20 protein-coding genes are annotated in these 20,016 nt (G+C 72.4%); 14 read left to right on the top strand and 6 right to left on the bottom strand.

Annotated elements, in window-relative coordinates:
• Positions 1 to 65 precede the first annotated feature (65 nt).
• Entirely contained in the window at positions 66 to 2,186 is a 2,121-nt protein-coding gene (locus ABT137_RS21575) for a prolyl oligopeptidase family serine peptidase (protein ID WP_351711167.1), read from the bottom strand.
• A gap of 201 nt (positions 2,187 to 2,387) precedes the next feature.
• On the opposite strand from ABT137_RS21575, the gene ABT137_RS21570 reads away from it, so the two are divergent.
• From ABT137_RS21570 to ABT137_RS21535, 8 genes are all read left to right on the top strand, one after another.
• A complete protein-coding gene (locus ABT137_RS21570) occupies positions 2,388 to 2,582 on the top strand; it encodes a hypothetical protein (protein WP_351711165.1) in 195 nt (64 codons plus the stop codon).
• Positions 2,583 to 2,653: 71 nt separating this feature from the next.
• Positions 2,654 to 3,559, top strand: a complete 906-nt coding sequence (mshB, locus tag ABT137_RS21565) for an N-acetyl-1-D-myo-inositol-2-amino-2-deoxy-alpha-D-glucopyranoside deacetylase (protein WP_351711163.1) — start codon at positions 2,654 to 2,656, stop codon at positions 3,557 to 3,559.
• Complete coding sequence (locus tag ABT137_RS21560) at positions 3,556 to 3,972, top strand: DUF6113 family protein (protein WP_351711161.1); 417 nt, start codon at positions 3,556 to 3,558, stop codon at positions 3,970 to 3,972. Before mshB ends, ABT137_RS21560 begins: the two co-directional genes overlap by 4 nt.
• A 156-nt stretch (positions 3,973 to 4,128) precedes the next feature.
• Positions 4,129 to 6,534, top strand: a complete 2,406-nt coding sequence (locus ABT137_RS21555; RefSeq protein ID WP_502984558.1) for a peptidoglycan binding domain-containing protein — start codon at positions 4,129 to 4,131, stop codon at positions 6,532 to 6,534.
• Between the two features lie 139 nt (positions 6,535 to 6,673).
• The gene (locus tag ABT137_RS21550; RefSeq protein ID WP_351711157.1) at positions 6,674 to 7,618 is read left to right on the top strand and encodes an ABC transporter ATP-binding protein; all 945 of its coding nucleotides are present in this window, start codon (positions 6,674 to 6,676) and stop codon (positions 7,616 to 7,618) included.
• Positions 7,615 to 8,355, top strand: a complete 741-nt coding sequence (locus ABT137_RS21545; protein WP_351711155.1) for an ABC transporter permease — start codon at positions 7,615 to 7,617, stop codon at positions 8,353 to 8,355. Before ABT137_RS21550 ends, ABT137_RS21545 begins: the two co-directional genes overlap by 4 nt.
• Positions 8,356 to 8,360: 5 nt before the next feature.
• Positions 8,361 to 9,560 carry a sensor histidine kinase gene (locus tag ABT137_RS21540; protein ID WP_351711365.1) on the top strand — a complete coding sequence of 400 codons (1,200 nt, stop codon included), beginning with the start codon at positions 8,361 to 8,363 and terminating at the stop codon, positions 9,558 to 9,560.
• Complete coding sequence (locus ABT137_RS21535; protein ID WP_351711153.1) at positions 9,557 to 10,171, top strand: response regulator transcription factor; 615 nt, start codon at positions 9,557 to 9,559, stop codon at positions 10,169 to 10,171. The genes ABT137_RS21540 and ABT137_RS21535 overlap by 4 nt, the downstream gene beginning before the upstream one ends.
• Positions 10,172 to 10,285: 114 nt before the next feature.
• Here the strand turns inward: ABT137_RS21535 and ABT137_RS21530 are convergent, their stop codons facing one another.
• Together ABT137_RS21530 and ABT137_RS21525 are read right to left on the bottom strand one after the other, a co-directional pair.
• Positions 10,286 to 11,149, bottom strand: a complete 864-nt coding sequence (locus ABT137_RS21530) for a transglutaminase-like and tetratricopeptide repeat-containing protein (protein ID WP_351711151.1) — start codon at positions 11,147 to 11,149, stop codon at positions 10,286 to 10,288.
• 50 nt (positions 11,150 to 11,199) lie between these two features.
• Complete coding sequence (locus ABT137_RS21525) at positions 11,200 to 12,210, bottom strand: GNAT family N-acetyltransferase (RefSeq protein ID WP_351711149.1); 1,011 nt, start codon at positions 12,208 to 12,210, stop codon at positions 11,200 to 11,202.
• A 140-nt stretch (positions 12,211 to 12,350) separates the two neighbouring features.
• Here ABT137_RS21525 and fdxA point away from each other — a divergent pair, with 140 nt between their 5' ends.
• Positions 12,351 to 12,671 carry a ferredoxin gene (gene fdxA, locus ABT137_RS21520; protein WP_089098949.1) on the top strand — a complete coding sequence of 107 codons (321 nt, stop codon included), beginning with the start codon at positions 12,351 to 12,353 and terminating at the stop codon, positions 12,669 to 12,671.
• A 138-nt stretch (positions 12,672 to 12,809) separates the two neighbouring features.
• Positions 12,810 to 13,904 carry a bifunctional succinyldiaminopimelate transaminase/glutamate-prephenate aminotransferase gene (locus ABT137_RS21515; RefSeq protein WP_351711147.1) on the top strand — a complete coding sequence of 365 codons (1,095 nt, stop codon included), beginning with the start codon at positions 12,810 to 12,812 and terminating at the stop codon, positions 13,902 to 13,904.
• 134 nt (positions 13,905 to 14,038) lie between these two features.
• Here the strand turns inward: ABT137_RS21515 and ABT137_RS21510 are convergent, their stop codons facing one another.
• Positions 14,039 to 14,476: an ATP-binding protein gene (locus tag ABT137_RS21510; protein WP_351711145.1), complete on the bottom strand. Its 438-nt coding sequence runs from the start codon at positions 14,474 to 14,476 to the stop codon at positions 14,039 to 14,041.
• A 271-nt stretch (positions 14,477 to 14,747) separates the two neighbouring features.
• Positions 14,748 to 15,752 (bottom strand): VldE C-terminal domain-containing protein, encoded by a 1,005-nt coding sequence (locus tag ABT137_RS21505; RefSeq protein WP_502984557.1) that lies wholly within the window; start codon positions 15,750 to 15,752, stop codon positions 14,748 to 14,750.
• Between the two features lie 93 nt (positions 15,753 to 15,845).
• On the opposite strand from ABT137_RS21505, the gene dapE reads away from it, so the two are divergent.
• Complete coding sequence (gene dapE / locus ABT137_RS21500; protein WP_351711141.1) at positions 15,846 to 16,925, top strand: succinyl-diaminopimelate desuccinylase; 1,080 nt, start codon at positions 15,846 to 15,848, stop codon at positions 16,923 to 16,925.
• Positions 16,926 to 17,029: 104 nt separating this feature from the next.
• Positions 17,030 to 17,788, top strand: coding sequence for an LOG family protein (locus ABT137_RS21495; RefSeq protein ID WP_351711139.1), 759 nt, complete (start codon positions 17,030 to 17,032; stop codon positions 17,786 to 17,788).
• A 174-nt stretch (positions 17,789 to 17,962) separates the two neighbouring features.
• Here ABT137_RS21495 and folP read toward each other — a convergent pair whose 3' ends face one another.
• Positions 17,963 to 18,823 (bottom strand): dihydropteroate synthase, encoded by an 861-nt coding sequence (gene folP / locus ABT137_RS21490; RefSeq protein ID WP_351711137.1) that lies wholly within the window; start codon positions 18,821 to 18,823, stop codon positions 17,963 to 17,965.
• A gap of 170 nt (positions 18,824 to 18,993) precedes the next feature.
• Between folP and ABT137_RS21485 the strand changes: the two genes are divergently transcribed.
• Positions 18,994 to 19,371, top strand: coding sequence for a DivIVA domain-containing protein (locus ABT137_RS21485; protein WP_351711135.1), 378 nt, complete (start codon positions 18,994 to 18,996; stop codon positions 19,369 to 19,371).
• A gap of 14 nt (positions 19,372 to 19,385) precedes the next feature.
• Complete coding sequence (locus ABT137_RS21480) at positions 19,386 to 19,973, top strand: DNA-3-methyladenine glycosylase I (protein ID WP_351711363.1); 588 nt, start codon at positions 19,386 to 19,388, stop codon at positions 19,971 to 19,973.
• Positions 19,974 to 20,016: the final 43 nt, after the last annotated feature.

Below are 20,016 nucleotides of genomic sequence, written 5' to 3'. Positions count from 1 at the left end.
GCTGGTCGCGCAGTTCCTCCCCCAGCCTTCGGCCGGGGGGACCCCCAGCGCCCCTTTGGGGCGCGTTACACCAAGCCCAGTGACCTCTTCAGGAAGTCCAGTTGGAGCAGCAAGAGGTTCTCCGCCACCTGTTCCTGTGGGGTCATGTGGGTCACGCCCGACAGAGGCAGGACCTCGTGCGGGCGGCCTGCCGCCAGCAGAGCGCTGGAGAGGCGGAGGGAGTGGGCCACGACCACGTTGTCGTCCGCCAGGCCGTGGATGATCATCATCGGGCGGTGGGGTTCGGCGGCGTCGACCAGGCCGGCGTCGTCGATCACCGAGTTGCGCCGGTAGACCTCCGGCTGCTCGCCGGGGTGGCCGAGGTAGCGCTCCTGGTAGTGGGTGTCGTACAGGCGCAGGTCGGTCACCGGGGCGCCCACCACCGCCGCGTGGAAGACGTCCGGGCGGCGCAGGGCCGCGAGGGCGGCGAGGTAGCCGCCGAAGGACCAGCCGCGGATCGCCACCTTGGTCAGGTCGAGGGGGAAGTCGGCGGCGAGCGCCTGGAGGGCGTCGACCTGGTCCTGCAGGACGATCGCCGCGACGTCGTCCTTGATGGACTTCTCCCAGGCGGGGGAGCGGCCCGGGGTGCCCCGGCCGTCGGCGACGATCACCGCGAAGCCCTGGTCGGCGAACCACTGGGAGGTCAGGTGGGCGTTGTGCGCGGCGACCACCCGCTGGCCGTGCGGACCCCCGTACGGGTCCAGCAAAACCGGAAGGGGAGTGTCCCCGTGGTAGTCCTGTGGCATAAGCACGGCGCACGGAATTCGGCGTGCGCCCCCCTCGGTGAGTGTCACGCGCGGGGACAAACTGGGGTCTTCGGCATATGACGTGACAGTCGCCAGATGCTTTCCGTCATGCAGTACCTGGGCCCGGGTGCCCGGGCGGTCCAGGGTGGCGGAGACCAGTACGGTCACGCCCCCGGCGCGCACCGCCGTATGCACGCCGGGCTCCTGCGACACGCGCTCCACGCCGAGCTCGTTCACGCGGTAGACGTGCACCTCGCCGATCTCGGGGGACTCGGCCTCCTCGCCGGCGGACGCGGAGACCAGCACGTCATCGGCGGTCACGTCGAGAACCGCATGGATGTGCAACTGGGGTCCCGTGAGCGGCCGTTCACCCACCGCGAGCACCCGGGCGCCGCCCTCGTCGGCGATCCGGACCAGCTGTCCGGAGGGGCTCCAGCAGGGCACCCCGCCGAACAGTTCAAGCCATGTTGGATCTTCGTCGGCGTGCACCATCCGGGTCGCCCCCGACCCCGGGTCCACGGCCAGGAACAGCTGGCTGCGCTGGTCGCGCGCCTGTACGAGCAGCAGCGGTGCACCCGCCTCTGACCAGTGCACATGCGCCACGTACGGATAGCGTGCCCGGTCCCAGGAGACCTCCCTGCGCTCCCCGTCGAGGTCGTGGACGAACAGGCGTACGTCCGCGTTCGCGGTGCCCGCCGCCGGGTAGGCGACATGATGTGGCTCACGCCCCGGGTGGGCGGGGTCGGCGATCCACCACCGCTGTACCGGCGTGTCGTCCACGCGCGCCACGAGCAGCCGGTCGGACTCCGGCGACCACCAGAAGCCGCGCGAACGCCCCATCTCCTCGGCTGCGATGAACTCGGCCAATCCGTAGGTGACCTGTTCCGACTCCGGCTCCGCGAGCGCCCGGTCGCCCGCGCCCTCGGCACCCACCACGCGCAGGGCGCCCGCCGCGACGTACGCGACATGGCGCCCGTCGGGGGACGGACGCGGGTCGATCACCGGCCCGGGGACGGTGAGTTCACGTGCCGTACCGGCCCTGAGCTCGGCCGTGAAAAGCCGTCCTGACAAGGCGAAAGACGCCAACTCCAGAGCCGTGTCGGTGGCGTAGCCGACGATGCCGGCACCACCCTCCCGGCTGCGTTCGCGACGGGCCCGCTCCTGGGGCGAGAGGTGTTCCTCGGCGCCGCCGAGCAGGGTGCGCGGGTCCGCCGCGAGGCGCTCCTCGCCGCCCGGTACGTCAAGGACCCAGAGGGAGTTGGCGCGGTCGGTGCCGGAGCCGGAGCGGAGAAACGCCACGCGGGAGCCGTCGGGGGCCACGGTGAACGCGCGCGGCGCGCCGAGCGTGAAACGCTGGGTGCGGGCGTGCCGGCGGGGGAATGAGACAGCCTCGGTCGTCATCCCCCGACCATATTGGCCATGCGCCCCCTTGTGCGGCCGTGCGCCGAGCGATGCGCGAGCACGCATAGTTATGATCACTACCGCTGGGTGGGTATGAACCTGCTGGCATGCGCATGGATTTGCTGTACCGATCTACATCTGGTCTACAACCCCCATAGTCCGAACCCCCCGCATCCCTGGGATCTTTGGAGGTGAGCCGCCGTGGCACTCTCGATTTCGGCGGTGGTGCTGCTGGCGATCATCGTCTTCCTGCTGATCAGGAAGTCAGGTCTGAAGGGCGGCCACGCGGTTGTCTGCATCCTGCTCGGCTTCTATCTCGCCTCCTCGACCATCGCACCGACGATCAGCGATCTGACGACGAACGTCGCCAGCATGATCGGCAGTATCAAGTTCTGACCCCGATCACTTTTCGTACCGGTCGACCGGGGCTGCGCGGCACTGTCGGTGTCGTTTCGTAGGGTGGGCACATGACGGAACTGCCCGCCCCCAGCCTTTGGCCGGGGGGACCCCCCTCGCGCTTCGCGCGCCGTCTGTTGCTCGTGCACGCGCACCCGGACGACGAGTCGATCAACAACGGCGCCACCATGGCCCGCTATACGGCCCAGGGTGCCCATGTGACGCTGGTCACCTGCACGCTCGGCGAGGGCGGCGAGGTCATCCCGCCCGAGCTGCGGCATCTCACCGGCCCCGCGCTGGGCGAGTACCGGCTGGGCGAGCTCACCACCGCCATGCGCGAGCTCGGTGTCGACGACTTCCGGCTGCTCGGCGGTCCCGGCCGCTACCGCGACTCCGGGATGATGGGCGTACCGGACAACGACGCGCCCGGCTGCTTCTGGCAGGCCGACGTCGACGAGGCCGCCGGGCGGCTGGCCGAGGTCATCCTGGAGACCCGCCCGCAGGTCCTCGTCACGTACGACGACAACGGCGGGTACGGCCATCCGGACCACATCCAGGCCCACCGGGTCGCCATGAGAGCCGTCGAGCTGGCCGCCGAGGCCGGCCACCGCATCCCCAAGGTCTACTGGAACCGCGTGCCGCGCACGGTCGCCGAGGCCGCCTTCGCCAGGCTCCAGGACGAGCTGCCGGGGCTGCCCTTCGCCAAGTCCGCCGCCGTCGACGACGTACCGGGCGTGGTCGACGACCGCCGGGTCACCACCGAGATCGACGGCACCTCGTACGCCGGCGCGAAGGCCGCCGCGATGGCCGCCCACGCCACGCAGGTCGAGGTGGCGCCGCACGGCGCCCGCTACTTCGCGCTCTCCAACGAGCTGGCCCAGCCCTTGTTCACCACGGAGTTCTACGAGCGGGTGGGCGGCGAGCCGGGCGCGGCGCGCGAGACCGATCTCTTCGCGGGCCTCGGGGAGGCGTCATGAGTTCCGGAGGACGCGGGTCGATGCTCGCGCAACCCCTGCAGGCGCCCTCGGCGAGACGGGTCGCGGCCCTCGTCGGGCTGGTCGTGCTCGGGGCCGTGGTCGGCGCCGCGGGCGCCCTCGTCCAGGCCGGCTGGTTCCCGGGCGGGCTGCTGCTCGCCCTGGCCGGCGCCGCCGGGCTCTTCCTCGGCGGGGCCCGGGCCATGGCGAGCCGCTCCGGAGCCGTCGCACCCGCGTTCGGCTGGGTCGTCGCCGTCATCTTCCTCACCGCCAGCAGGCCGGAGGGCGACTTCCTGTTCGGCGCGGGAGGGGGCTCGTACCTCTTCCTGCTCGGTGGCATGGCGCTGGCTGTGATCTGCGCCACAATGGGTTTGGGGCGGCAACCCGAAGCCGGCGGCGCCCGACTTGGCAAGTGACGTACCACTTCGCCGTGGGGCGCCCGTGCGAGTCCGGTGTGGGTTTCCCCAGCGGTCGTGGGATAAGCGTCAGAAGTGGCCAGTATGGTGGTGCGCGCCGCCGAGCCGCCCCAGCGAGGTCGTCACGGGCGGTGGAGCCAACCGGGAGAACCTGCCTTGAGTCGTGAAACTGACACTCCGTCCTCCGGGCCCGACGGGCGCGGTGGATCCGCATACCCCTCGGGCACGCCGCCGTACGGGACCCCCATGGCTTCCGACGACGGTACGGACGCGGCCCGTTCGGCCGCCCAGCCGGAGGAACGCAAGACCGAGACCACCCTGACGACGCGGATCCGGATCAACATCCCCGGCTCCCGGCCGATTCCGCCCGTGGTCGTCCGTACCCCTGTCGCGGACGTCGAGGGCGGCACGGGCGCCGTGGGCGGCACGGGCGCCGTGGGCGGCACGGGCGAGGAGACGGGCTCGCACGCGTGGCCGGCAGGCGCCGCCATGTCGACCGGCACCGTGGAGCCGCCCGCCGCCGAGCAGGCGCCCGCGCCGGGCGGCGAGGAGAAGGCCAGCGACTGGTTCGCACCGCGCAAGTCCGGCCCGGCCAAGGGCGGTCCGCGCGGCGGCGCCACCAACGGTGCCGGTACGCCCGCAGGTTCGCCCGCCGCGGCCCCGAACGGCACGGCACCGAGCGGCCCGGCGACCCAGGGCGGTGCGCGGCCGGGCGGCGGCCGTCCCGGCGGTGTCGTCGGCTCCATGAGCGTGCCGGGCACGTCCCGGTCCGGCGGGACCAACGGCGCGGGGCTGCCCGCGGGCGCGACCGGCGGCCCGGTGGCCCCCGGCCACGGCGGCGGCACCGGCTCCTTCGACGTGACCGAGGCGCTCGCCGCGGGCCCGCTCGGCGGCTCCCGGGGCGGCGCGACGGCCGGCGGCGACGCCCGCCGCGACGACCTGCCGTACTTCTCCGACAACGGCGGCGGCCAGAACGGCGCCCAGAGCGGCCCCGGCGTGCCCGGCGGCGGCCCGGCAGGTCCCGGCGGCCCCAGCGGCTTCAGCGGGCCGGGCGGGCCGGGCGGGCTCGGCGGCCCGCAGGGCCCGGCAGGCCCCACCGGCGGCCCGGTCACCGGCGACGGCCCGTTCGTCCCGCCGGTCAACGGCGGCGAGCCCTTCGGCGGCCAGCCCGGCCCGGGCAGCGTGAACGGCGCGGCAGGCGGCGCCTTCAGCGGCGGCGAGCCCTTCGGTGCCCCGAGCGGTCCCGCGGGTCCCGGCGGCGGTCCCGCCGGCCCCGGCGGTCCTCGCGCCCGTAGCGGCGCCCCGGCCCGGCCCGGCGCGCGCACCGCCCCCGGCGGCCCCGGTCTCCCCGGCGGCGGCCTGAGCGACGACACCGCGATCCTCACCCCGCAGAAGCCCGCCCCCGAACCGGGCATGCCCGGCTACGGCTCCCCGGCCGACAATGTCTCCGGGCACACCGTCACCAGCGGCATCCCGGTCGTGCCGCCGGGCGCCAACTCCCCGTTCGCGCCGGGCGCGCCCACCGACGGGCCGCTGCCGCACACGCCCCCGAAGCTGCCCGAGCCGGTCTCGCCGCCCCCGGCCGGGGCCAAGGGCAAGGGCAAGGCGAAGGCCAAGAAGAAGCGCGGCAAGCTGCCGCTGCTCGGCGGCGTCGTCGTGGTCGCCGGCCTCGGCGTCTACGGCGCCGGGCTGCTCATGAACCACTCCGACGTGCCCAAGGGCACCACCGTGCTCGGCGTCGACATCGGCGGCGGCACCCGCGACGACGCCGTCAAGAAGCTCGACGACGCCTTCGGGAAGCACGTGAACCAGCCGCTGAAGCTGTCCGTCGACGGCAAGACCGTCTCGCTGCCGCCGGACCAGGCGGGCCTCCAGTTCGACATGCAGAACACCGTCGAGGCGGCCGCCAAGAGCGACTACAACCCGGTCTCCGTGATCGGCTCGCTGTTCGGCCAGAAGCGGGTCGTCGACCCCGTCATGCCGGTCGACGAGGAGAAGCTCCAGGCCGCCCTCAAGGACCTCGGCGGCAGCTCCGGCTCGGTCACCGAGGGCACGATCAAGTTCACCTCCGGCAAGGCCGTCGCGGTCTACGGCAAGGCGGGCAAGGGCATCGACGCGGCCGGCTCCACGAAGGCGATCGAGCAGGCGTACGAGACGATGGTCGAGACCGGCACCGCCTCCGCGGTGACCGTTCCGACGACCACCCAGCAGCCGACGGTCACCAACGCCGAGGTCGACCGCGAGATGAAGGCGTTCGCGGAGCCGGCGATGTCGAACAAGGCCTACGTGCAGACGGACGCGGCGCACAGCATCCCGTTCGGCGCCCTTTCACTGCCGAAGATCCTCGGCTTCAAGGCAGTAGACGGAAAGCTGGTGGAGACGTACAACCTGGAGGCGCTCAAGGAGGCGTACGGCAGCACCTTCGACGGCGTACTGATCACCCGGGGCACCGGGCAGAAGACGGCTGTCACCCCGCAGGACGTCGCCTCCGCGCTACGCAAGGCGCTGGTCGGCAAGACGGCGGCGCAGCGCATCGGAGTCATCGACACCAACCCCAACTGACGCAGGCCCAAAGAGGGGGCGCCCGGTGCTCACCGGGCGCCCCTTCGTGCTTGTCACGCGCTGCTCATGACATCTGTCATGCGGCTCTCCGGACGACCGGCACTGCCCCCGGCCGGGGGCTCGCCGCCAGCATGGAGGCATGACGACGACAGCGGCGACGACGGCCACCGGGACCCCGGTGGTGGTCGGGTTCGACCAAGTGAGCAAGACCTACGGGAACGTGCGGGCCGTCGACGGGCTCTCGCTGCGGCTGCACCCGGGGGAGACCGTGGCCCTGCTCGGGCCCAACGGCGCGGGGAAATCGACCACGCTCGACCTGCTGCTCGGCCTCAAGCAGGCCGACGCCGGCAAGGTCAGCGTGTTCGGCCTGAGCCCGCGCGAGGCCATCGTCGCCGGGCGCGTGGGCGCGATGCTGCAGAGCGGCGGCCTGATGGACGAGGTCACGGTCGCCGAACTCGTCAAGCTCGCCTGCCAGCTGCACCCCAAGCCCTACAAGGTCACCGACGTCCTCGCCCGCGCGGGCATCTCGCAGATCGCCGACCGCAAGGTCAACAAGCTCTCCGGCGGCCAGTCCCAGCGCGTCCGCTTCGCCCTCGCCACCGCCGGCGACAGCGACCTGATCGTCCTGGACGAGCCCACCACCGGCATGGACGTCTCGGCCCGCCAGGCGTTCTGGGCCACCATGCGGGAACAGGCCGACCAGGGCCGTACCGTCCTCTTCGCCACCCACTACCTCGAAGAGGCCGACGCCATCGCCGACCGGGTGCTGGTGCTGCACCGGGGACGGCTGCTCGCCGACGGCACGGCCGCCGAGATCAAGGCCAAGGCGGGGGCCCGGCGGATCTCCTTCGACCTGGAGGGCGAGATCGACGAGGCGCCGCTGCGGGCGCTGCCCTTCCTCACCGCCGTCGACGTGAGCGGCCAGACGATCCGCATGCAGTCGTCCGACGCCGACGCCACCGTGCACGCCCTGTACGGCCTCGGCGTCTACCCCCGCAACCTCGAAGTCGCCGGGCTCGGTCTGGAGCAGGCCTTCGTCGCCATCACGGAGGCCGAAGAGGCCAAGGAGGCCACGCAGTCGTGAACGCCCTGATCAAGCTGGAGCTCGCCCGCGCCCTGCGCAACCGCAAGTTCCTGTTCTTCTCGGTGATCTACCCCTCGATCATCTTCCTGCTGGTCGCCAGCCAGGGCGGCACCGGCGACACCGTCGACAACTCCGGCCTGTCCGTCGCCGCCTACGTCATGGTCTCCATGGCCTCCTTCGGCGCCCTCACCGCCGTCCTGATGGGCAACAGCGAGCGCATCGCCAAGGAGCGCGAGAGCGGCTGGGTACGGCAGCTGCGGCTGACCACGCTGCCCGGCCGCGGCTACGTCCTCGCCAAGACCGCCAGCGCCGCCGTGGTGAGCCTGCCGTCCATCGTGGTCGTCTTCCTGGTCGCCGCGACCGTGAAGGACGTACGCCTGGACGCCTGGCAGTGGTTCGCGCTGACCGGCGCGATCTGGGCCGGCAGCCTGGTCTTCGCCGCGCTCGGCGTCGCCATCGGGTATCTGGCGAGCGGCGACGCGGTCCGCCCGATCACGATGATCACCTACTTCGGCCTGTCGATCCTCGGCGGCCTGTGGTGGCCGTCCTCCTCCTTCCCGACCTGGCTCCAGGACATCGCGAAGTGGCTGCCCACGCACGCGTACGCTGCACTGGGACGGGCCATCGAGCAGAGCCAGGCCCCGCGCGCCCAGGACATCGCCATCCTCGTCGTCTTCTTCGCCCTGTTCGTCGGCGGCGCGGCCTGGCTGTACCGGAAGGACACGCTGAAGGCGTGAGCACGATGACGGAAGACCTGCGGTCCGAGGACGAAGCGCGGGCGGACCGGCTGGTGCGGATCGGCCAGCCGCCCCGCAACCGGATCGAGGCGATGCGCAAGCTGGTGTGGGTCCTGCCCTGGCTGTTCTTCCTGGCCTCCCCGGCGCAGGACCTGGCCTCCGGCCGCCACTCCAGCGGGGCCACGGCGGCCGGCTGGGCGGGTCTGACGGCCTTCGTCGGGATCTACCTGACCATCGTCTTCCGCTCCATGGGCAGGCCTTTCCGGGGCGGGATCGTCACCGCCGCGATCGCCGTGGAGTGGACCCTCGCGATCACCCTGGCCTTCAGCCTCGGCGGCTCCTGGTTCGGCCTGTTCGTGTACGTCTCCGTGATGTGCGGAGTGACCTTCCCGCTGCGGATCGCCTACTGGACGATCCCGCTGACCACCGCCGCCATGATGCTGGCGGGCTGGTACGTCCACGACATGGACGAGGCCTGGGGCCTCTTCCTCGTGGTGCTCCTGGTCGGCTTCTCCATGACCGGGATACGGCAACTCGTCGCCACCACGGTCGAGTTGCGCAAGGCCCGCGCCACCGTCGCCCAACTGGCCGCCAACGAGGAACGGTTGCGCCTCGCCCGCGACCTGCACGACCTGCTGGGCCACTCTCTCTCGCTGATCACACTGAAGAGCGAGCTGGCCGGCCGGATGCTCCCCGACCACCCCGACAAAGCGGCCCAGCAGGTCTCCGACATCGAACAGGTCAGCCGCCAGGCCCTGGTGGACGTCCGCGAGGCGGTCACCGGCTACCGGCGGCCCCGGCTCGCCGCCGAACTGGCCGGCGCCCAGGTCGCCCTGACCGCCGCCGCGGTCACCGCCGAGATCCCGGCCGACCCCGACCTCGCCGGCGTACCCGACGACGGCGAGGCGGCCCTCGCGTGGGCGCTGCGGGAGGCGATCACCAACGTCGTACGGCACAGCGGCGCGAGTGCCTGCACGGTGGAGCTGCTGCGCCGCCAGACCCTGGACGGCCCGGTCCTCGAACTCGCCGTGGAGGACAACGGTTCGGGCGGCTCCGGCAAGGGCCCCGGCAATGGGCTCACCGGGCTCACCGAGCGGCTGGAGAAGGCGGGCGGCACGCTGGAGGCGGGCCGCCAGAAGCGCGGTTTCCGGCTGGTCGCCCGGGTCCCGCTCAACTCCGGCATGGCCGTAGGATCCGGGGCATGAGCAGCACGATCAAGGTCCTCCTCGCCGAGGACCAGTCGATGGTCCGCGAGGCGCTGGCCGCCCTGCTGGGCCTGGAGGACGACATCGAGGTCGTCGCTCAGGTCGCCCGCGGCGACGAGGTGCTGGCCGCGGCGAAGGCGAACGACATCGACGTGGCCCTGCTCGACATCGAGATGCCGGGCTGCACCGGCATCGAGGCGGCGGCCCAGCTGCACAAGGCGCTGCCGACGGTGAAACTGGTCGTCCTCACCACCTTCGGGCGGCCCGGCTACCTGCGCAGCGCGATGGAGGCGGGCGCCGACGCGTTCCTCGTCAAGGACGCCCCCGCCGCCCAGCTCGCCGAGGCCGTGCGCAAGGTCCTCGCCGGCGAACGCGTCATCGACCCCACACTCGCGGCAGCGGCCCTCGCCGAGGGCGCCAACCCCCTGACCGACCGCGAGCGCGAGGTCCTCCGGGCGGCGGCCGACGGCTCCACGAACGCGGAACTGGCGGCAGCGCTGCACCTCTCGCAGGGAACGGTGCGCAACTACCTCTCGACGGCGATCCAGAAGCTCGCGGTACGGAACAGGGCGGAAGCGGTCCGCATCGCACGCGAAAAGGGCTGGCTGTAGAGGCCTGCCCGCGGTGAGTTCGGCCCCGCCGGACCGCGCCGCGGTGGCTGAGCGCCGTCGCGGCGGGTCGAGGGGGACCGGCGAAGCAACGGTGGCCGGCGGAGTGATGGCCCCTCAGTTGAGACGGGCCCGCGCCGCCCGCGCCTCCCCCCGTACCTTCTCCGCCGCCCCCTCGTCGACCACGTCGATCAGCCCCGCGTACTTCTCCAACTCCTCGGCGCCGTCCGCGAACTCGCCCCGTTCCACCAGCAACCGCGCCCGCTCGTACCGCAGCCGCGCCGGATGCGACGGCATCAGCAGGGACAGGTCGACCGCCCACAGGCCCACGTCCGACCGCTCCGGGCGGGCCGCCGCCCACGCCCGTACGTTGTTCAGGATCCGCCGTACGACGTCCAGGGGATCGGCCGGCTCCAGCATCTCCGGGTCCAGCGGTACCCCCGCCGCCCCCACCACCAGCAGCTCCGCGTCCGACCCGGTCAGCACCCGCCCCCCGTCGAACGGATCGGCCAGCACCTGCTCCTCGGCCGCCCCGAACCCGACCACGAAGTGCCCCGGCAGCGCGACCCCGTACACCGGTGCCCCGGCCCGCCGCGTGACCTCCAGCCACACCACGGAGAGCAGGATCGGCAGCCCGCGCCGGCGCCGCAGCACCTCGTGCAGCAGCGAGGACTCCAGCCGCTGGTAGTCCGCCGCGGTGCCCCGGAAGCCGAACCGTTCGCCCAGCACCCGGTGCGCCGCCGTGGCCCACGCGTGCGGCCCGCCCGGCCGGTACGGCAGCTGCCCGGCCAGCCGGTCCAGTTCCATCTGCGCCGCGTCGATCCCGGCCTCGTCCAGCGAGCCGTCGGCGGCCGCGCCCAGCAGCAGGCACAGCGCCGCCAGATCGGGCCGCTCGGACCGCGCCTCCGCGGCGAACCGCCGCCGTACCTCGGCGGCCCGCCCCGACGACGGCGGACGTGGATGTGGCTGACCGGAAGCCATAGCTGTTTCGTGCCCCTTCGGAATGATCGGTACCGCCTCGCCTGCCGGATTCAGGAGCCGTCCGCCTCCGGCGCCCGGTAGTGGTGGTACGCGTGATGCGCTGCGAAGCCCAGTCGCCCGTACAGCGCCCGCGCCCCCGCGTTGTCCGTCTCCACCTGCAGCCAGGCCGCCGACGCGCCCTCCGCCAGCGCCCGGCGCGCGAGCGCGGCCATGACCTCGGTGGCCAGCCCCCGCCGCCGCAGCCCCGGATCCACCTCGACGGCGGCGAACCCGGCCCACCGGCCGTCCACCACCAGCCGCCCGATCGCCGCAGGCGCGCCTCCCTCAGCCCCGGGCACGGTCGCGAACCACACCGAAGGCCCGCCCCCCAGCACCTTCAGCGCGACCTCGCTCACGCCCTTGCGCTGGTAGCGCGCCAGCCAGTCCTCGCCGGCCGCCCGGGAGAGCAGCACCCCGGCCCCCTCCGCCCGGTCCGCCACCGGAGCCAGCCCCCCGGTCCACAGCTCGGCGCTCACCTCGCGCAGCCACCCGCGCCGCTCCAGCTCCGCGCAGAGCAGCTCCTGGGTGCCCTCGGCGCCGGTCGCGGTCTGCACGTACGCGGGCAGCCCCCGCTCCCCGTACCACCGCCGTACGGCCGCCAGCGCCGCGTCCAGCGGCAGCCCGGGATCACCGAGCGGCAGGACGCTGTTCGCGCGCCGGGTGAACCCCGCGGCCGCGCGCAGCTCCCACTCGCCGAGCCGCTCGCTCTCCACCGGCCGCCACCCGCGCGAGGCGACACGCGCGAGCTCCCCGTACGAGGCCGCGGGTCCCCGCCGGCGCGCCGGAGCGGCCGGCACCACCTTCGCCGCCACCAGCGCGGACTCCGGTATCCGGACGGTCTCGCCGTCCCGCCGTGTGATCGTCAGCATGCCGTCGTCGTCCCATGATGTGAGAACACCCACCGTGTCGGTGAACTTCTCCCCGGTGAGACCATTTCCGGCCAAACGGCGCACGGATACCCGTTTGCCCACGTCAGCAGTGGAGATACGGACCTCGAAGCGTCCTGCGGCCGAGATTTCCACTGGTCAGTTCACCCCTCCTGTTCGGATCATGCCCAGGAACGGAGATACTAGAGGCGGGCATCGACGACGCCGCGCTCCCGCGCGCCAGGCGGCGGAGCCTACGGAGGCCCGCCAGCGCCCAATCGAGGAGGAACGACAGCGTGACCTACGTCATCGCGCAGCCTTGTGTCGACGTGAAGGACAAGGCGTGCATCGAGGAGTGCCCGGTCGACTGCATCTACGAGGGCCAGCGGTCCTTGTACATCCACCCGGACGAATGCGTCGACTGCGGAGCCTGTGAGCCGGTCTGCCCGGTCGAGGCGATCTTCTACGAAGACGACACTCCGGAAGAGTGGAAGGACTACTACAAGGCCAACGTCGAGTTCTTCGACGACCTCGGCTCCCCGGGCGGCGCCAGCAAGCTGGGCCTGATCGAGCGCGATCACCCGTTCATCGCCGCGCTGCCCCCGCAGGCCGAGTAGTCCGCACCGGCGGCCCGCCGCAATACCGTGCCGCCTCGGTCCCGTACGGCCTGATCACGCCCGATCGGCGCCGTACGGGACCGAGGCGTTTGCCGTACCGGCCGTACCGGTCGTACCGAAGAAAGTGAGCAAGGAACCGTGTCCGCAGTCTCCGACCGTCTGCCCACCTTCCCCTGGGACAAGCTGGAACCGTACAAGAAGACGGCAGCGGCGCACCCGGACGGCATCGTCGACCTGTCGGTCGGCACCCCGGTGGACCCGGTCCCCGACCTGATCCAGAAGGCCCTGATCGACGCGGCCGACTCGCCGGGGTACCCCACGGTCTGGGGCACCCCGGCGCTCCGCGACGCGATCACCGCCTGGGTCACCCGCCGCCTCGGCGCCCGGGACGTCACCCACCGCCACGTCCTGCCGATCGTCGGCTCCAAGGAACTCGTCGCCTGGCTCCCCACCCAGCTGGGCCTCGGCCCCGGCGACCGGGTCGCCCACCCGCGCCTCGCGTACCCCACCTACGAGGTCGGCGCCCGCCTGGCCCGCGCCGAATACGAGGTCTACGACGACCCGCGCGACCTGGACCCGGCCGGCCTGAAGCTCCTCTGGCTGAACTCCCCGTCCAACCCGACGGGCAAGGTCCTGTCCCAGCAGGAACTCACGGAGATCGTCGCCTGGGCCCGCGCCCACGGCATCCTGCTCTTCTCCGACGAGTGCTACCTCGAACTGGGCTGGGAGGCCGACCCGGTCTCGGTCCTGCACCCGGACGTCAACGGCGGCTCGTACGACGGCATCGTGGCCGTCCACTCCCTCTCCAAGCGCTCCAACCTCGCCGGCTACCGTGCGGCCTTCCTGGCCGGCGACCCGGCGGTCCTCGGCCCCCTCCTGGAGATCCGCAAGCACGGCGGCATGATGACGTCGGCCCCGACGCAGGCGGCGGTGGTGGCGGCCCTCTCCGACGATACCCACGTCCAGGAACAGCGGGAGCGGTACGCGGCTCGCCGTACGGCCCTCCGGGCGGCCCTCCTGTCCCACGGCTTCCGCATCGAACACAGCGAGGCCAGCCTCTACCTCTGGGCGACACGGGACGAGTCCTGCTGGGCCACGGTGGCCCACCTGGCCGAGCGGGGCATCCTCGTCGCACCGGGCGACTTCTACGGCGAGGCGGGCGAGAACTTCGTACGCGTGGCCCTGACGGCGACGGACGAGCGCATCCAGGCGGCGGTGGCACGGCTGGCCTGAGCGCCCCGTCAGGGGCGCGAGGAACTGCGCGAACAACCCCCACCGGCCCGCAGCCGAAACTCAACGGAAAGGGGCCCGGGGAAAACCCCGGGCCCCTCTCACATCACCGGCCGGACATCACCGGCGTAACGGCGTCAGCCCCCGATGGGGAGCCCCTTGACCGGCAGGCCCCCCTTGGCGAGCCCGTCCGTCGGCAGCCCACCCTTGGTCGCGGTGGACGCCGTCTCACCGAGCAGCCCACCGGCGGAGCCCGCCGCGTCGCCCGCGGTGTGCTGCACCACCGGCGCCGCCTTCTTGACGGCCTTGCCGCCGGTCTGGCCCGCGGCAGGCACCGCCGACTCGATCGCCGCGCCACCGGCGCGGCCGACGGTCCCGGTGACGGTCTGCGCCGCCGCGTCGGCGGTGTTGCCGACGCTCGCCCCGTCCAGCGCGGTCAGGCCGCCGAGGTTCGGGGTGGCGGCCGGCAGGCTCGGGGCCGCGCCGGCGGAGCCGGCCGCACCGACCCCGGCTGCCGCTCCCGCTGCGACGAGCAGCGCGGCACGGGCGATCCGGCGGGTCAGAGGGAGGGACATGATGCTCCATTCGACGGGAGGGAACGTGATCGCCGTGACTACCGCTCGAAGCCCGCGAAGGTTGCGGAGGCCCAAGGTAAAGAGTTGATAACGCATCGCATTATCGGGTGTGGAGAAAAACGGGCAAACGGCACGCCGTCGACGCTCTCGCAGAATCCTTACGTCCCAGCGCTCCCAAGGGATGTCACGCGTGCGCGAGTGACCATGCGAAAACGTGAGCACACCACGCGTGCGGCGTGTCCCGGCTGACCCGCCGGAGGGACCCCCCGAACTACTGCCCGGTCACGATCCGCACCGAGCCGGCGGACTTCTCCGCACCGCTCGTGCCCTGCGTACCGGACGCCGGCTGCCACTGGCTGTCCGTGCTCCCGGCGGCCCACTCCCGGCCCGCGTACGACACCCGCTCGATGTGCAGCGCCGACGAGTTGGCCACCGCCCAGTGCGCCAGCTGCCAGCCCCGCTCGCTCTCGGTGCGTCCCGACTTGTCGGTCTTCTTCCCCTCCGGCACCGGCACGGTCACGGTCCGCCCGTGCGCCGTGGCGGTCACGCTGGGGGTGGGGGTCGGCGTGGCCGACCGGCTCACCTCGGCGCCGGCCTCCTCGACCGCGTCCCGTCCGAAGTCCCGCACGAGCGCGGTCCGTACCGCGTCCGGACCCGTCGCCGCTGCCGCCGTCGCCGCGGTGGTGGCGGCCGGGCGCCCGTCGCAGGTCAGGGTGGCCGCCGCCTGCCCGGTCAGGGCCGCCGCGAGCAGCGTGGCGTCGGTCTCGTGCTTGGCGTACGCCTCCGGGTAACCGCTGCGCTGAACGCGCTGCGCGGCCACCGTCAGCGGCAGGGTCTCGTAGTCGCGCACCTTGGCCAGGTGGGCGTAGAACATGCCCGCCGCGTACGCCGGGTCCAGGATCTGCTTCGGGGTACCCCAGCCCTGCGAGGACCGCTGCTGGAACAGGCCCAGCGAATCCCGGTCGCCGTGCTTGATGTTGAGCAGCCCCGACTCCTGGATCGCGGTCGCCAGGGCGATGGCCACGGCCCGTTCGGGCATGCCACGGCCGGTGCCGACGGCGGCGATGGTCGCCGCGTTCACCGCCTGCTCGGGCGTGAACTGGTACGACTCGTCGTCGCTTCGGCCCGAGACGACCTTGCAGCCCTCGGCGCCACCGCCGCCGGTGACGTACTGGACGACCAGGTAGGCCGCGACGGCGCACAGGATGAGCAAGCCCGACACGAAACGCAGGACACGGCTGCGACGCTTGGGACGGATGGGGGACGGCTCTGGCACGCGTACAACATACTGGAGGGTACGAGCCGCTCACCCCTTGGGCCGGAAGCCTGTGAACCCGCCCGCGGGATCGCGCGCGCTAGGGTCGAGGCCATGGCCGACACCTCGCTTGACCTCACGCTGGACGCCGCCGCGCTCACCGCGCAGCTCGTCGACCTCCCCTCCGAGAGCGGCACAGAGAAGCCGCTCGCGGACGTGATCGAGAGCGCGCTGCGCGCCCTGCCGCACCTCACGGTCGACCGGTACGGCAACAACGTGATCGCCCGGACGAACCTCGGCCGCCCCGAACGCGTGATCCTTGCCGGCCACATCGACACCGTCCCGATCGCGGAGAACGTGCCCTCCCGTCTCGACCCGGACGGTGTCCTGTGGGGCTGCGGCACCTGCGACATGAAGTCGGGCGTCGCGGTCCAGCTGCGCATCGCGGCCACCGTCCCGGCCCCCAACCGCGACCTGACCTTCGTCTTCTACGACAACGAGGAGGTCGCCGCCGACCTCAACGGGCTCAAGCACGTCGCCGAGGCCCACCCCGAGTGGCTGGCGGGCGATTTCGCGGTGCTCCTCGAGCCCTCGGACGGCGAGGTCGAGGGCGGCTGCCAGGGAACCCTGCGCGTCCTGCTGAAGACCTCGGGCGAGCGGGCCCACTCGGCGCGCTCCTGGATGGGCTCCAACGCGATCCACGCGGCCGCCCCGATCCTGGCCCGCCTGGCCGCCTACGAGCCGCGCTACCCGGTCATCGACGGCCTGGAGTACCGCGAGGGCCTCAACGCGGTCGGCATCTCGGGCGGGGTGGCGGGCAACGTCATCCCCGACGCGTGCGTGGTCACCGTGAACTTCCGGTACGCCCCGGACCGTTCCGAGGCCGAGGCCGTCGCCCACGTCCGCGAGGTCTTCGCCGACTGCGGGGTCGAGGAGTTCGTGGTCGACGACCACAGCCCCGGCGCGCTGCCCGGCCTCTCCCACCCGGCCGCGGCCGCCTTCATCGAGGCGGTCGGCGGTACGCCGATGCCCAAGTACGGCTGGACCGACGTCTCCCGCTTCTCGTCCCTCGGCGTCCCCGCGGTCAACTACGGCCCCGGCAACCCGCACTTGGCTCACAAGCGGGACGAAAGGGTGGAAACCACCAAGATCCTGGCGGGCGAGGAGCGGCTGCGCACCTGGCTGACCAGCTGAGCCGCACGACGGCGCTGCGCACCCGACATGCCGACGTCCCGCGCCTGTAACCCGCACGGATCTACGCTGGGGCGGATACACCTGCAAGCGGAGGGAGCGCGCATATGCCTACCGGGAATCCCGAGGGGAAGAAGGTGCCGCCGGACGAGCAGCGCCTGGGACCGGTCCTCCGACGGCGCGGCCAGGTGACCGCGAGCACGACGGACCAGCGCCTGCTGGACGCGGGCGGCCCCTCCGACTGGGTCCACACGGACCCCTGGCGGGTGCTGCGCATCCAGTCGGAGTTCATCGAGGGCTTCGGCACCCTCGCCGAACTGCCGCCCGCGATCAGCGTGTTCGGCTCGGCGCGGACACCGGTCGACTCGGCGGAGTACGACGCGGGCGTGAAGCTGGGCCGCGGCCTGGTCGAGGCCGGCTGGGCGGTCATCACGGGCGGCGGGCCGGGCGCCATGGAGGCGGCGAACAAGGGCGCCCTCGAAGCGGGCGGCGTCTCGGTCGGCCTCGGCATCGAGCTCCCCTTCGAACAGGGCCTCAACCCGTACGTCGACATCGGCCTCAACTTCCGCTACTTCTTCGTGCGGAAGATGATGTTCGTCAAGTACGCACAGGGCTTCGTGGTCCTGCCCGGCGGCCTCGGCACCCTCGACGAACTCTTCGAGGCCCTCACCCTCGTCCAGACCCAGAAGGTCACCCGCTTCCCGATCGTCCTGTTCGGCAGCGGCTACTGGGGCGGCCTCGTCGAGTGGCTGAAGAACACGCTGGTCGCCCAGGGCAAGGCGGCGGAGAAGGACCTCCTGCTCTTCCATGTCACGGACGACGTGGAGGAGGCGGTGGGCCTGGTCTCGAAGGAAGCGGCCCGCTAGGACCGGCCGTTGCCCACCCACCCACCCACCCACCCACCCGACTCGGTCTCTTGAGGAGTGGACCTCGAACGGTCTTTCTGCCTCGTCTTTTCAATCGACCGAGTCGGGTGGTGGGTGGGCGAGGAAATCGGGGGTCTGGGGGCGGAGCCCCCAGGACTCGGCGCGGACGCCGGACTACGCCAGCCCCCGCCGGGCCACCGCCGGAGGGCGGTGGCCGGCGATCGACGCCACCATGTCCAGCACCTGACGCGTCTCGGCGACCTCGTGCACCCGGTACACCTGCGCCCCCAGCCACGCCGACACCGCCGTCGTCGCCAGCGTCCCGATCACCCGCTCCTTCAGCGGCCGGTCCAGGGTCTCGCCCACGAAGTCCTTGTTGGACAGGGAGACCAGCACCGGCCACCCCGTCTCCACCATCTCGCCCAGCCGCCGCGTCGCCTCCAGGCTGTGCCGGGTGTTCTTGCCGAAGTCGTGCCCGGGATCGATCAGCACCGACTCCCGCGGCACCCCCAGCGCGACGGCCCGTTCGGCCAGCCCCAGGGTCACCCGCAGGATGTCGGCCACGACGTCGTCGTACCTCACCCGGTGCGGCCTCGTCCGGGGCTCGGCCCCGCCCGCGTGCGTGCACACCAGTCCCACCCGGTACCGCGCCGCGACCTCGGCCAGCCCCGGGTCGACCCCGCCCCACGCGTCGTTCAGCAGATCCGCCCCGGCCTCGCAGGCGGCCTCCCCGACCGACGCCCGCCACGTGTCCACGCTGATCACGACGTCCGGGAAGCGCCTGCGCACCTCCGCGACGAACCCGACGATGCGCCGTGCCTCCTCCTCGGCGGTGACCTCCTCGCCCGGCCCGGCCTTCACCCCGCCGACGTCGATGATCGCGGCACCCTCGGCGACCGCCTGCTCCACGCGCGCGAGGGCCGGCTCGTCGCGGAAGGTCGCCCCCTGGTCGTAGAAGGAGTCCGGCGTCCGGTTCACGATGGCCATGATCACCGGTTCGTTCGGCGCGAATTCCCGCCTGCCCAGCCTGAGCATCGCCTGTGACCTCTCGTAGTAATTCCCTCGGTGCGACCGCCTGCGACCCTAACTGTCAGACTCGCATGGCACGATCGGACACAGACACATTCGACACCGAGCACGCTGAGCACACTGAGCACCACGAGTGCTGCTGCACCGAGCTTCACCGAGCCTGGGGGCCCACCGCGATGGTTATGTTCCTGTTCCTCGTCGTCGCGCTCGCGGTCGTGGTCGCCGCGGTCACCCTCTCCGTGGTGGGCGGCGGCGAGAGCGGACCGCTGCCCGAGGTGGCGCCCGAGCGGTTCGAGGACCCGCTGCCCCCGGACCGCCCGGTGAACCGCGCGGACGTGGAGAGCATCCGCTTCCCGCTCGTCCCGCGCGGTTACCGCATGGCGGATGTCGACGACGCGCTCAGCCGCCTCGGCGCCGAGCTCGCGGAGCGCGACGCCCGGATCACCGACCTGGAGTCCGCGCTGGCCGGCGTCCAGGCCGCACCGCACAGCCCGCACGCCCCGCACGCCTCGCACACGTCGCTGGACAAGCCCGAGCCGGAGGACCGGTCATGAGCGAGATGACCGACATGATCGAAGGAGCGGCGGTTCCCGGGCCGGACGGCAGGCTGCGCTGCCCCTGGGCGCTGTCCACCGAGGACTACGTGGCGTACCACGACGAGGAGTGGGGCCGTCCGGTCCACGGCGACGACGCCCTCTACGAACGCCTCTGCCTGGAGGCCTTCCAGTCCGGCCTCTCCTGGATCACGATCCTGCGCCGCCGCGCCGGCTTCCGGACCGCCTTCGCCGACTTCCACATCGAGAAGGTGGCCGCGTTCACCGACGAGGACCGCGAACGCCTGCTGGCCGACCCCGGCATCATCCGCAACAGGGCGAAGATCGACGCGACGATGGCCAACGCGAAGATCCTGGCGGAGTGGGGGCAGGGCGAGCTGGACGAACTGATCTGGTCGCACGCCCCGGCGCCGGGTACGTACCCCGCGCCGAAGACCATCGCCGACGTACAGGCGGTGACCCCCGAGTCGACGGCCCTGTCCAAGGCCCTGAAGAAGCGGGGCCTGCGCTTCATCGGCCCCACGACGGCGTACGCCTTGATGCAGGCGTGCGGCTTGGTCAACGACCACCTGGAAACATGCGTGGCGAGGAGCGCCCCTTAGGGGCGCCGGGGGTACCCCCGGCCGAAGGCTGGGGGGAACTGCG

It is taken from the genome of Streptomyces sp. NPDC001980 (assembly GCF_040296885.1).
Taxonomy (GTDB): domain Bacteria; phylum Actinomycetota; class Actinomycetes; order Streptomycetales; family Streptomycetaceae; genus Streptomyces.
The sequence above is the reverse complement of the archived record's forward strand: the minus strand, read 5'-3'. Positions and strand labels throughout refer to the sequence as shown.

Bases quoted from the DNA above. Each gene is read 5' to 3' on its own strand.
- ABT137_RS21575 (WP_351711167.1), bottom strand. From the start codon at position 2,186: ATGACGACCGAGGCTGTCTCATTCCCCCGCCGGCACGCCCGCACCCAG.
- mshB (WP_351711163.1), top strand. From the start codon at position 2,654: ATGACGGAACTGCCCGCCCCCAGCCTTTGGCCGGGGGGACCCCCCTCG.
- ABT137_RS21560 (WP_351711161.1), top strand. From the start codon at position 3,556: ATGAGTTCCGGAGGACGCGGGTCGATGCTCGCGCAACCCCTGCAGGCG.
- ABT137_RS21550 (WP_351711157.1), top strand. From the start codon at position 6,674: ATGACGACGACAGCGGCGACGACGGCCACCGGGACCCCGGTGGTGGTC.
- ABT137_RS21540 (WP_351711365.1), top strand. From the start codon at position 8,361: ATGACGGAAGACCTGCGGTCCGAGGACGAAGCGCGGGCGGACCGGCTG.
- ABT137_RS21535 (WP_351711153.1), top strand. From the start codon at position 9,557: ATGAGCAGCACGATCAAGGTCCTCCTCGCCGAGGACCAGTCGATGGTC.
- ABT137_RS21530 (WP_351711151.1), bottom strand. From the start codon at position 11,149: ATGGCTTCCGGTCAGCCACATCCACGTCCGCCGTCGTCGGGGCGGGCC.
- ABT137_RS21510 (WP_351711145.1), bottom strand. From the start codon at position 14,476: ATGTCCCTCCCTCTGACCCGCCGGATCGCCCGTGCCGCGCTGCTCGTC.
- dapE (WP_351711141.1), top strand. From the start codon at position 15,846: ATGGCCGACACCTCGCTTGACCTCACGCTGGACGCCGCCGCGCTCACC.
- ABT137_RS21495 (WP_351711139.1), top strand. From the start codon at position 17,030: ATGCCTACCGGGAATCCCGAGGGGAAGAAGGTGCCGCCGGACGAGCAG.
- folP (WP_351711137.1), bottom strand. From the start codon at position 18,823: ATGCTCAGGCTGGGCAGGCGGGAATTCGCGCCGAACGAACCGGTGATC.
- ABT137_RS21485 (WP_351711135.1), top strand. From the start codon at position 18,994: ATGGTTATGTTCCTGTTCCTCGTCGTCGCGCTCGCGGTCGTGGTCGCC.
- ABT137_RS21480 (WP_351711363.1), top strand. From the start codon at position 19,386: ATGATCGAAGGAGCGGCGGTTCCCGGGCCGGACGGCAGGCTGCGCTGC.